This is a genomic window from Anoxybacteroides tepidamans (assembly GCF_014201465.1).
GTDB classification, from domain to species: Bacteria; Bacillota; Bacilli; order Bacillales; family Anoxybacillaceae; genus Anoxybacteroides; species Anoxybacteroides tepidamans.
This window is the reverse complement of sequence record NZ_JACHEP010000009.1, coordinates 15,145-27,667: the sequence shown is the minus strand read 5'-3', so window position 1 is coordinate 27,667 and position 12,523 is coordinate 15,145. Positions and strand designations below refer to the sequence as shown.

9 protein-coding genes and 1 other annotated feature are annotated in these 12,523 nt (G+C 44.9%); of the genes, 1 reads left to right on the top strand and 8 read right to left on the bottom strand.

Annotated elements, in window-relative coordinates:
* Positions 1–10: 10 nt before the first annotated feature.
* Both hisS and HNQ34_RS09375 read right to left on the bottom strand, forming a co-directional pair.
* Entirely contained in the window at positions 11–1,282 is a 1,272-nt protein-coding gene (gene hisS / locus HNQ34_RS09380) for a histidine--tRNA ligase (protein ID WP_183253887.1), read from the bottom strand.
* A 51-nt stretch (positions 1,283–1,333) separates the two neighbouring features.
* Positions 1,334–1,564, bottom strand: a binding site (T-box leader).
* Between the two features lie 64 nt (positions 1,565–1,628).
* Positions 1,629–1,814 carry a hypothetical protein gene (locus HNQ34_RS09375; RefSeq protein ID WP_183254049.1) on the bottom strand — a complete coding sequence of 62 codons (186 nt, stop codon included), beginning with the start codon at positions 1,812–1,814 and terminating at the stop codon, positions 1,629–1,631.
* A 116-nt stretch (positions 1,815–1,930) separates the two neighbouring features.
* Here HNQ34_RS09375 and HNQ34_RS09370 point away from each other — a divergent pair, with 116 nt between their 5' ends.
* A complete protein-coding gene (locus HNQ34_RS09370) occupies positions 1,931–3,346 on the top strand; it encodes an SH3 domain-containing protein (protein ID WP_312856115.1) in 1,416 nt (471 codons plus the stop codon).
* 126 nt (positions 3,347–3,472) lie between these two features.
* On the opposite strand, the gene dtd is transcribed toward HNQ34_RS09370, so the two are convergent.
* The 6 genes from dtd to secDF all read right to left on the bottom strand — a co-directional run bounded on the left by dtd (position 3,473) and on the right by secDF (position 12,470).
* Positions 3,473–3,925, bottom strand: a complete 453-nt coding sequence (gene dtd / locus HNQ34_RS09365; RefSeq protein WP_183253883.1) for a D-aminoacyl-tRNA deacylase — start codon at positions 3,923–3,925, stop codon at positions 3,473–3,475.
* A gap of 14 nt (positions 3,926–3,939) precedes the next feature.
* On the bottom strand, positions 3,940–6,138 hold the full coding sequence (locus tag HNQ34_RS09360; RefSeq protein ID WP_183253881.1) for a RelA/SpoT family protein: 2,199 nt from the start codon (positions 6,136–6,138) through the stop codon (positions 3,940–3,942).
* Positions 6,139–6,292: 154 nt separating this feature from the next.
* Complete coding sequence (locus HNQ34_RS09355) at positions 6,293–6,805, bottom strand: adenine phosphoribosyltransferase (RefSeq protein WP_183253879.1); 513 nt, start codon at positions 6,803–6,805, stop codon at positions 6,293–6,295.
* On the bottom strand, positions 6,805–9,159 hold the full coding sequence (recJ, locus tag HNQ34_RS09350) for a single-stranded-DNA-specific exonuclease RecJ (RefSeq protein ID WP_183254039.1): 2,355 nt from the start codon (positions 9,157–9,159) through the stop codon (positions 6,805–6,807). The genes HNQ34_RS09355 and recJ overlap by 1 nt, the downstream gene beginning before the upstream one ends.
* A gap of 56 nt (positions 9,160–9,215) precedes the next feature.
* Positions 9,216–10,118, bottom strand: a complete 903-nt coding sequence (locus tag HNQ34_RS09345) for a cation diffusion facilitator family transporter (protein WP_183253877.1) — start codon at positions 10,116–10,118, stop codon at positions 9,216–9,218.
* 99 nt (positions 10,119–10,217) lie between these two features.
* Entirely contained in the window at positions 10,218–12,470 is a 2,253-nt protein-coding gene (secDF, locus tag HNQ34_RS09340) for a protein translocase subunit SecDF (protein WP_183253875.1), read from the bottom strand.
* Between the last annotated feature and the right edge of the window lie 53 nt (positions 12,471–12,523).

The window sequence follows — 12,523 nt, the reverse complement described above, 5'->3', positions numbered from 1 at the left end:
TCAGCCCCTCCTATTGCAATGCTTCTTTTACGTATGATACGAATGAATCGAGCGGCACTTCCGTTTGTTCGCCCGTTGTCATATTTTTAATGTTGATGACTTGTTTCTCCAGTTCATCGTCACCGAGGATCGCCACGTATTTGGCTTGCAGGCGATCCGCTGCTTTCAATTGTGCTTTTACTTTTCGGTCTTGATAATCTTTTTCTGCCACAATGCCCGCTTTGCGCAGCGCATTCACAAGGACAACCGATTCATCTTTTGCTTTTTCTCCTAGCGCCACAACGTAGCAATCGATTCCTCCTATTAGAGGCAGCGAAATTCCTTCAGCTTCAAGCGCGGCAAGCAACCGTTCAATGCTTAGCGCAAAGCCGACTCCCGGCGTTTCCGGCCCGCCGATTTCCTGTACAAGCCCGTTGTAACGCCCTCCGCCGCACAGCGTCGTAATCGCGCCAAATCCTTCCGCATTACTCATAATTTCAAAAGCGGTATGGTTGTAATAATCAAGGCCGCGGACAAGGCGGGAATCGACTTCAAAGTCGACACCTAGCTTCGATAAATATATTTGCACTTTCTCAAAATATGCGCGCGATTCCTCGTTTAAATAATCAAGAATCGACGGAGCGGTCGCCATCAATTCGTGATCGCGGTCTTTTTTACAATCTAAAATACGCATCGGATTTTTTTCAAGGCGCGACTGACAGTCTTCACAAAGCTCATCAATCCGCCCTTTAAAATGATCGATAAGAGCTTGGCGGTGCGCTTTTCGGCTCTCTGCATCTCCAAGACTATTAATGACTAGTTTTAATTTCTTTAAACCTAGTGATTGATACACTTCCATCGCGAGTGCAATAACTTCTGCATCAATCGCCGGATCATTGCTTCCGAGCGCTTCGACGCCAAATTGCACAAACTGGCGGAATCTCCCTGACTGCGGCCGCTCATAGCGAAACATCGGTCCCATATAATACAATTTGACTGGCTGGTTCGGACTGCCGTACATTTTGTTTTCGACAAAAGAACGAACAACCGCTGCCGTTCCTTCTGGACGAAGGGTGATGCTTCGGCCACCGCGGTCTTCAAACGTATACATTTCTTTTTGCACGATGTCAGTCGTATCCCCTACACTTCGCAAAAATAATTCGGTATGTTCAAAAATCGGCGTGCGAATTTCTTGATAGTTGTAACGGCGACAGATGTCCCGTGCCACTTGTTCGATATATTGCCATTTTTCCACTTCACTTGGCAAAATATCTTGCGTTCCTCTCGGAATTTGAAACGACATGCCTCATCCTCCTATTTTTCTCCAAAATAAAAAGCCCCCTTCCCTATGAAACATAGGGACGAGAGCGATGTTCCCGTGGTGCCACCCTAATTGAAGCTAAAAAGCTTCCACTTTTGTCCCGATAACGCGCGGGATGCGTTCTCCTCTACTGGCTTTTGCGTTCAAAGAGAAACCTACAGAGTGTTCGTTCGTTAAGTCATCATGGAGAAATGCTTTCAGCCTGCGGCATTTCCTCTCTGGCCATGTGTATTCTTAACTACTCTTCTCCGTCATCGGCTTTTTTGTAACAATTTTTATTTTTTATCTTACGAATGAACGCTCGTTTTGTCAAGAAGAGAGCAAGTATTTATGAGCGAAACAATTGTTTTTTTAATTTTTGCACGTCGCGCAACGTTAAGCCAAATTCCGATGCAAGTTCATAAGCGGTATGATCTGCTTCTTTTCGTATAAATTCGTGGAAATCAATGTGAAATAGTTCACTGCCCCTTCGATGAGCAAACTCCCCTTTTGCGCTATTTCTCACTTTTTTCATCCTTTCCTTGCCACATTTACTACTATCTTTCCCGTTTTGAAAAAAAATAAAAGGATTTTTTCATTTTTTGTAGAATTGTTATGATCTCACCACTTCATAAGAAAGGAGGCCGCAGTGTGAGAAAAGCGGCTTATTTGCTTCTAATCACGCTGTTTCTTTTTTTCTTGCATGTTTCCGCTTGGGCTGAAGCGAAAATGGTAATAACGAAAACGGACCGATTAAACGTGCGGGAAGGGCCAGGTACGGCTTATCAGGTGAAAAAGAAGCTTAACAATGGAGAAACGTATGCCGTCGTCCAAGAAACGAACGGTTGGGTGCAGCTGCGACTCAATGGGAAAGAAAGTGGATGGGTAGCGCGGCAATACGTGGCTGAAGCCAACATGCAAATGAAAGCAGCGGTCAATCAACTTCGCATTCGCTCCGCTCCAAGTATGCAAGCGAAAGTGATCGGCTATTTGCAGCGCGGACAAACCGTTCATGCTATCGACAAAAATAACCGATGGATCAAGGTCAAAACGAGTGCACTGACAGGATGGGTGTCAGCTGACTATCTCACGTCCAATAATAGCAATGGGCAAAACAAAGCGCAAAATGCACAGATTGGCACAGTCGCGGTTGATGTGCTCAATGTGCGCGTCGAACCTTCCCAACAAGCGAATGTGCTCAAAAAAATGACGTTTGGTCAACAAGTGCGGATTATCGGGGAAACAGCTGACTGGTATCAAATAACAGTTGATGGAAACCTCACCGGGTGGGTATATCGCACATACATAATGACTGCATCTTTTTATATTAAAGTGTTATATGACGGGACGAACATTCGAACCAATCCATCACTCAAATCGAGCGTACAGTCGACAGCCAAACGCGGGCAACAATACCGAGTCATCGCCAAAGAAGGGAATTGGTACAAAATCGAACTTCCAAGGCAAGGAAGCGGATATGTCGCGGATTGGGTCGTCTCCATTGTTCGAAATAATGAAAACAACGGAACGATGAAAAACAAAACGATTGTCATTGACCCTGGTCATGGCGGCAAAGATAGCGGAACCATCGGAAGCGGCGTCATGGAAAAAACGTTGACGCTGCAAACGGCAAAGCTCTTGACAAATCAATTGCAAGCCGCTGGCGCGAACGTCGTTCTCACCCGGACAGATGATACGTATCTCACCTTGTCCGAGCGTGTGAAAATCGTCCACCAATATCAAGCGGATGCCTTTATTAGCATCCATTACGACAGCTCTCCGAGCGGATTAGCAAGCGGAATAACGGTATATTATTACGATCAGTCAAACGACTATCCGCTCGCGTTATCGCTTGATCCATTCCTTTCTCAGGGCTTATCCATCCCATATCGCGGCATTCGGTTTGGCGATTTTTACGTCATTCGCCAAACGAACGTGCCGTCTATTTTACTTGAACTTGGATACGTCAACAATCCAACTGAATTAACCACCATCGCTTCTGATGCCTACCAAAAACAAGCAGCAGCAGCGATTGTGAACGGGCTCAATCGCTATTTTAACAATTAACAATAAAAGTACAAAGCCGGCGAACATCAAACAGACACAGCCTCTCTCCGCCGATAGATGGGGAGAGGCAATTCGGACCAATGTCGCCGACAGTTAGACAACCAATCAAAAAGCGAGCAACGATCGTTACTCGCTTTTTTCTTTGCTTTCGACAATGAGCGTAACCGGCCCGTCATTTGTAAGCATCACTTCCATCATCGCTCCAAACCGGCCAGTTTCGACCGTAATTCCTTTTTTCCTCAATTCGTCATTGAACGCTTCATAGATGTTGAGCGCATGCTCAGGTTTTGCCGCTTCCATAAAATTCGGGCGTCTTCCTTTGCGGCAGTCGCCATACAACGTAAACTGCGAAACAGATAAAACGGCACCGCCGACATCAAGCAATGATACATTCATCTTGCCAGATTCGTCCTCAAAAATGCGTAAATTCGCAATTTTATCGGCAACAAAGGCCGCATCTTCTTCCGTATCATGATGGGTCACACCTACAAGAAGCACGAGGCCAAATTCAATGCTGCCGATTACTTCTCCGTTTACTGATACTTGAGCGTTTTTGGCGCGTTGAACGACTACTTTCATGATCGTATTCCTTTCTAATTATTCATGATTCGCTGCACAGAATAAATATCGGGAATCTGTTTAATTCGTTCGACAACTTTTTGTAAATGGCTCACATTGTGAATCGCAATCGTCATATGAATCGTTGCAATTTTATTGCGATGATCCGATCTTCCGGAAACGGCGGAAATATCGGTTTTCGTTTCGTTCACAGCTTGCAGCACTTCATTGAGCAAACCGCGCCGGTCAAAGCCGGAAATCTCGATTTCCACATTATATTCCCGATTTGTTTTCGCATCGCTTTCCCATTCCACCGAAATGAGCCTGTCTTCTGCTTCTTCCGTCTGAACGTTCGGACAATCGGCACGATGAACGGAGACTCCGCGCCCTCTTGTAATAAAGCCGATAATTTCGTCGCCCGGAACCGGATTGCAGCAGCGCGACAGCCGGATTAATAAATTATCGATTCCTTGCACGCGAATGCCGCAATCGCGTTTTTTCCCGATCGGCGTTTTCATTTCTTGGGCCGCTTCCGCCAACTTTCTTTGTTGTTCTTCCAAATCTCTCTGCTTCCGCCATTTATCGGTTAACCGATGAGCGATTTGCGCCGCAGTAATACCGTGATAGCCGACGGCCGCATACATATCTTCTTCGTTGGAAAAGTTAAATTTTTCTGCAACTCGCTTGACGTTCTCCGCTGTTAATATATCCTTTACATCAAAGCCGAGATTGCGAATTTCTTTTTCAACGAGTTCTTTTCCTTTTTCAATATTTTCTTCGCGCCGCTGCTTTTTGAAAAATTGCCGAATTTTATTTTTCGCATGGGATGTTTGCGCCAGTTTCAACCAATCTTGGCTCGGTCCGTACGAATGTTTCGACGTTAAAATTTCGACAATGTCACCTGTTTTTAGTTTATAATCAAGCGGCACCATTTTTCCGTTCACTTTCGCACCGATCGTTTTGTTTCCAATTTCCGAATGGATACGGTAAGCAAAATCGATCGGCACCGAGCCGGCTGGCAGTTCGATGACGTCTCCTTTTGGCGTAAACACGAACACCATATCGGAGAACAAGTCCATTTTTAACGTTTCCATAAATTCTTCCGCGTTGCTCGCGTCGTTTTGCCATTCCAAAATTTCGCGGAACCATGAAAGCTTTTCTTCAAATGAATTCGGCTTGACCGTTTTTCCTTCTTTATACGCCCAGTGGGCCGCAATCCCAAACTCAGCAATTTGATGCATTTCAAACGTGCGAATTTGCACTTCGAGCGGCTCACCTTTCGGACCGATTACCGTCGTATGCAGTGATTGGTACATGTTCGGCTTCGGCATGGCGATATAATCTTTAAAGCGGCCAGGCATCGGCTTCCAACATGTATGAATGATGCCCAATACAGCATAGCAGTCTTTAATGCTGTTGACGATAATGCGAACAGCTAACAAATCATAAATTTCGTTAAATTGTTTATTTTGCAACACCATTTTCCGATAAATGCTGTAAATATGTTTCGGTCTCCCAGAAATTTCGCCTTTAATCGACACTTCGTTTAACCGTTCACGCACTTCTTGAATGACTTCCTCTAAATATTGCTCACGCTCAGCACGTTTCTTTTTCATCAAATTGACAATTCGGTAATATTGTTGTGGATTTAAATAGCGGAGCGCCGTATCCTCAAGCTCCCATTTAATTTTCGAAATCCCAAGCCGATGTGCCAGCGGCGCAAAAATTTCGAGCGTTTCATTCGCGATTCTTCTCTGCTTTTCAAGCGGCAAATGCTTCAGCGTCCGCATGTTGTGAAGGCGGTCCGCCAATTTAATTAAAATAACGCGGATGTCTTGAGCCATCGCCAAAAACATTTTTCGGTGATTTTCCGCCTGCTGTTCTTCATGCGATTTATATTTAATTTTGCCAAGCTTCGTTACACCGTCAACAAGCATCGCTACTTCATCGCCAAACTCTTTTTCTAAATCTTCTTTCGTGGCAGCTGTGTCTTCGACGACATCATGCAAAAATCCTGCAGCAATTGTCGTCGCATCCATTTTTAAATCGACTAAAATGCCCGCCACTTGAATCGGATGAATAATGTACGGTTCCCCCGATTTCCGGTATTGCTCGTGGTGAGCTTCTTTTGCAAATTCGTACGCTTTTTTTATGAATTCGACATCCTTTTCCGGCAAATATCGACTTGCATATTCGATGACTTGTTCCGCCGTTAACACCTGTTCGTTGGCCATGAGATCACCTTTGGATAGAATTTGATACTATTATCGTGAAAAATTTTCGACATGTAAAGTGTTGAAACTAATAAGAAAGAGCACCCAACGGAGTGCCCTCTGCGAAAACATCTCTTCTTTCTATTTTAACGAAATGACACACATATGTCGATGTTTAAAATTGCATCAACGTTAAAATGTCATACCCTTCTAATTTTTTGCGACCTTCCAAATATGTCAATTCAATTAAAAACGCAATGCCCGCTACAACGCCGCCAAGCTGCTCGACAAGCTTGATCGTCGCTTCAATCGTTCCTCCCGTCGCTAACAAATCATCTGTAATTAATACGCGCTGTCCTGGTTTAATTGCATCTTTATGCATCGTCAAGACGTCTTTCCCGTATTCTAAGCCGTATTCGACACGAACGACTTCGCGCGGCAGTTTTCCTTCTTTGCGCACCGGTGCAAATCCTACACCAAGCGCATACGCAACCGGGCAGCCGATAATAAATCCGCGCGCTTCTGGTCCAACGACAAGATCGATTTTCTTTTCGCGCGCATATTGCACGATTTGATCCGTCGCGTACTTATATACTTCCCCTTTATCCATAATCGTCGTAATATCTTTAAACATAATCCCAGGTTTAGGGAAATCAGGAACAATGGTTACATATTGTTTTAAATCCATTACTTTGCCTCCTCATACACTTGCGAACCTGTTATTTCAAAAAAGGTGCGCTTTAATTGTTCATATGATGAATACAAAAGAATATTTTCTAGCTCAAATTGAGCATGTTTCAACCGATACGTCGGCGAATCCATTAAATCCCGCTTCTCCGGCTGATGGACAAGTGAAACAACCCCGTTATGCAGCGTAACAAACTGCAATTCTAAAAACACTTGTACCATAAAATGGATCGTCTCTTTCGTCCAGCCGCGCGAACGTGCTAACTCATCACCATACTTTTCTAAATGAAACGAACCGCGCTGCAACAAAAACGCGTAAAACCATTTAAAATGATCGCGCGTCGGCATCGTGCTGAAAAAATGAGTCTCCCTTTGATAGAATAACGCATAAATGCGTGCAGGTAAACTATAACTTAATAAAACTTTTATGACTTCAAGCGATGGTGGCATATCGAGAAATACGATGAAACGTCCGTCGACTGAAAGCCGTTTCGCTTCTTCCGTTGATGTGATCACATAGATTTCTTCGCGATATGCATGCAATCGTAACGCTTCTACCGTATCTTGCCGAAAAGCAATCAATAACCGTTTTTCAGCAGGGAGAGACGAAAAAATAGAATGCACATGCTTCATGCCGCGCATATCAAACAGTTGCCATTCTCGTACCAATACATCGCAAATCATGAGCTGCGGTTTCCGAAGATGGTTCCATTCGTTCATCGACAACGATCCGACAACGGATACTTTCGCATCGCGGGCGATTTCGTCGTGCAAATATCCGTACCCAAAGCCGACGCTGTCAAGCGTTGCGCCATCTTGTTCAAACACCATTTTTACATGTGACTGATCAGCCCCAATACGGCGAATCGTTTGCACCGATGCATCCTCAATCAAAATGAGCGGCTTCGGATTATCCACTCCGAACGGGGCTAATTGCTCCATTTGTTCAACCGCCTCGATCGTAATATCGCGAACCGAACACGTTGCATCAATCGATGTGATCGGGATGAAATCTTCTTCCGCCAATATTTCGGAAGCCTGCGCATTGAGACGCTCCCGCAATTCATCAACATGCTCGATTGCTAGCGTCATCCCTGCCGCCATCGGATGGCCGCCGAAATGCGGCAAAATATCGCGACACGCCGATAAATGCAAAAATAGATCAAACCCGTGAATGCTTCGACCCGATCCTTTCGCTATCCCTTTGTCCCGGTCAATGCTTAATACGATGGTCGGCCGATAAAATTGTTCCACTAGCCTAGAAGCAACGATGCCCACAACGCCAGCGTTCCAGCCTTCGTTCGCTACGACAAGGACGCGGTACGCATCCGGCGGAAACCGGTCTTGAATCATCGCGATTGCTTCTTCAGTTATGTCGTTAACAAGTTGCTGCCGTTCCTGGTTGAGCGCTTCCATTTCCGCCGTCAACATTTGCGCTTCTGTTTCGTCATTTGTCATCAGTAGCCGCACGGCTGGATCAGCATCGCTTAACCGACCTACCGCATTAATGCGCGGAGCGATGACAAACCCGACCGTTTCTTCATTAATTTGCTGCATGTTCACTCCACACTGTTTCAACAACGTGCGTAGCCCGACGCGCCTCGTTGTTCGCAATTGTTCGAGTCCTTTTACAACGAGCAAACGGTTTTCACCTGTAAGTGACACAAGATCGGCAATCGTGCCAATCGCGACCACATCAAGCAAATGGCTCGGCACCTCTCCAAGCAATGCGTGCGCCACTTTAAACGCCACGCCTACTCCCGCCAACTCGCGGAACGGATACGTACTTCCCGGTTTTTTCGGATGAATAATGGCCAGCGCCTCTGGCAGCACCGGCCCAGGTTCGTGATGGTCCGTTATAATCACATCCATTCCGAGTTCATTCGCCAATGCCACTTCCTTTACGGCCGCAATTCCTGTATCGACCGTAATAATGAGTGAAACGCCGTTCTCTTTTGCCAAACGAAACGCTCGCTCGTTCGGGCCGTATCCTTCAGTGAAGCGATTTGGAATATAAAAATCGACATTTGCGCCCATTTCTGCCAATGCACTGACCATCACCGTTGTGCTGCTGACTCCATCCGCATCATAGTCGCCAAATACAAGAATGCGTTCGCCAGTCTGTATCGCCTGTTGAATTCGCATAACCGCCCGATCCATTCCATCCAACAAAAACGGATCATGAAACGGCTGCTTCGCTGGGTATAAAAATGCCTTTGCAGCTTCAGCCGTATCGATTCCGCGATTAATGAGCAACGAAGCAACGAGCGGAGCAATGTTCAACTGTTGGGCTAACTCATTGATTTTATCGATATTAGGACGTTTAACGTCCCATCGTGTTTTCGCTGTTAACATGTCCCCCACCTCAACTCCCCCTATTATACAAAAGGAGGAAAAGACGGGCAATGACATTACTCAGTTTTTTTCGGATAATGCGGATTAATATGTACCATCACATTTTCTACATTCGGCAATGCGAGCAATTTTTCTTTTACTTTTTTTCCGATGCGATGTCCTTCTTCTACTGTGAGTAAAGGATCAACCGCGATTTTTAAATCAACAATGACATAATGACCGTGTTCTCGCGCATGCAATTCGTGAATTTGTTTGACTTCTGGAAATTGTAATACCGCTTCGCGAAGGTACGTTGTGTCTTCCTCATGCAATACATGGTCCAGCGTCGTATGAATCGATTCTTTGCCTAGCATCGACGCCATTTTTACGACAAGGAGAGAGACGAACAATCCGGCGATCGGATCCGCGTATACGAGCCATTTTATGTCTAATGCGCTTCCAATCATCGATGCCGCGATTCCGATAAGCGCAGCAATCGATGAAAAGACATCAGAACGATGTTCGTACGCATTGACAATAATCGCATCGCTATTTAATTTTTTTCCTAATCGATATTTATAACGAAACATCGCTTCTTTAATAACGATGGAAGCGATGACGACATATACAGTGATCATCTCAGGCGGCTGAAGTGGTTGAAAAAACGATTGTACCGATGACCGGCCGATTTCAACGCCAACGACAAGCAAAAACACCGCTACAATAATCGCCGCGATCGATTCCGCTTTGCCGTGTCCATACGGATGGTCTTCATCAGGCGGACGTTTAGCCGCGCGCAGTCCGATCCATACGGCCAAGGAACCAGCCACATCGGAAGCGGAATGAACGGCATCGGCAAGAAGCGCCTTACTATGGCCGACGACTCCCACGATTCCTTTTACGACCGCCAACGCAATATTGCCGATAATCCCGACGACCGCCGCAAACTCTGCTTGACGAAAGCGCTCTTCTTTTTCCACTATTATCTTCCTTTCTTAGAACATCGTTTAAATTAGTGTATCCATCCTGTTTCCAATAAAAACAGGATGCCCTTTTTAGGAGCATCCTTGTGAATTTTTCTATATTTGCGGCTCTAAATCTTTTTCCGCCTGCTTTTTCATTTTCCCTTTTTTCAACTGTTTTCCTTTCCAAATGACCCATAATTGAGATGCAATAAACAAGGACGAGTAAACACCCGACACAAGCCCGACTAATAACGCCAAGTTAAAGTTGCGAATCGCTTCACTGCCAAAAATCAGCAGCGCAACGACCGTGAAAATGACCGTTAAAACCGTGTTGATCGAGCGGGTAAACGTTTGTTGCAACGCGCGGTTGACAATTTGTTTTAAATCGTCGACCGTTTTCACTTTCCGCTTTTTCATTAAATCGCGAATCCGGTCAAACGTCACAATCGTATCATTAATCGAATAACCGATAATCGTTAATACGGCAGCGATAAACGTTAAATCAACTTCTAGACGCGTTAAGCTGAAAAACGTAATGATGATAAACGCATCGTGCAATAGCGCCACAATCGCCGCAAGCGCCATATACATTTCAAACCGAATCGTCACATAAATAATGATGCCGATCGATGAAATAAGAACAGCAATTAACGCATTTCTTGCTAGCTCTTTTCCGACCGTTGGCGATACAGTGCTGACGTTTGGCTCAAATCCGTACTTTTGTTTGAAATGAGTTTTAAGCTCGGAAATTTCTTTTTTGCTTAATACACCGATAAAACGGGCAACGCCGATTTCGCCTTTATTTCCTGATAAAACGATATCTTTTGGCTGCAAATGAAGTTTTTTGAACTCTTCCTCCAATTGCTGCACATTTAATTTCGAATCGCTCATTACTTCGACGCGCGTGCCGCTCGCAAAATCGATGCCTAGGTTCAGCTTCATCGTTAATAGCGCAATGACCCCTGCTATCGTCAGCGCACCGGAAAGCATAAAGAATTTTTTACTATGCTTAACAAAATCAAGGCGTGCAAATTTTGTCGGCACTTCTGTATGCTCATCGGTCTCCGCAATATTTAAAATCTCTGATTTTTTCACGCCAAAATACCCTGGCTTGTTATGCAAAATGCGGCTATGTACGAGAAGACCAAGCAATAAGCGCGTGCCGTACACGGCAGTGATAAAGCTCACTAAAATACTAATGATGAGCATCGTCGCAAACCCTTTAACCGAGCTTGTCCCGTAAATAAATAAGACGACACCGGCGATAATGGTCGTAATGTTCGCATCAAAAATCGTGGTAAACGATCCTTTATTTCCCGTGCGATATGCTGACATAATCGATTTACCGAGTTTGATTTCCTCTTTGATCCGCTCATATGTAATAATATTGGCATCGACCGCCATCCCGACCCCTAAAATAAGGGCGGCAATTCCCGGCAATGTGAGTACGCCGTTCATCCAGTCAAAAATAAGTAAAATCAAATAAATGTACACGGATAGCGTAATGACAGCAATAAATCCCGGCAAGCGATAAAAAGCGATCATAAAAAGGAAAATCGCCGCTATGCCTACGATTCCGGCAAAAATCGTTTTTTGCAAGGCATTTTCACCAAATTGTGCCCCGACGGACGTCGAATAAATTTCTTTCAGCTCCACTGGAAGCGCACCAGCATTTAGTAAATCGGCGAGCTGCTTTGCTTCCTCTACAGTAAAGTTTCCGACAATCGATACGTCCGTTTGGTCAAAAACTTGATTGACCGCTGCAGCTGAAATATATTTTGGTTTCGCTTTTCCCGCCTCTTTGGCGTATGAATCGACACCTTCTTTAAAATCAAGCCAAATGACTAATAAATTGTTCGGTGAGCCCATTTTATACACTTTTTCTGTCACTTGTTTAAACTTGTTGGCATCTTTTAACTTAATCGCCACACTCGGCTTCCCTTGTTCATCGAACGAAAGCTTCGCCCCACCTTCGACAAGGTCACTTCCGTCCATTAAGACGTTGTCATACACATCACGAAACGTTAATTTCGCTTGCGTCGACAAAATTTCGCGCGCTTGGTTTTGGTCTTTCACTCCGGCAAGCTGCACACGAATGCGGTTTTTTCCTTCCGTCTGAATGTTCGGCTCGCTCACCCCGAGCACGTTAATCCGCTTGTTTAATGCGCTCACAGTGCTTGCGAGCGTCTCTTTGTCGATTTTATCGCCTTTCTTCGCCGGTTTTACTTCATACAGCACTTCAAATCCGCCTTGCAAATCAAGTCCTAGCTTGATGTTATGTAAAATCCCCTGAATCGTCGTTCCCATCATGCTGCCTAAAAGAAGCAGCAATAGAAAAAACGCGATAATGCGACTTCTTTTTACCATAATAAAAATCCTCCTTATGCCATCAACAAACCTCGCCGCAACCGCCAAAATTC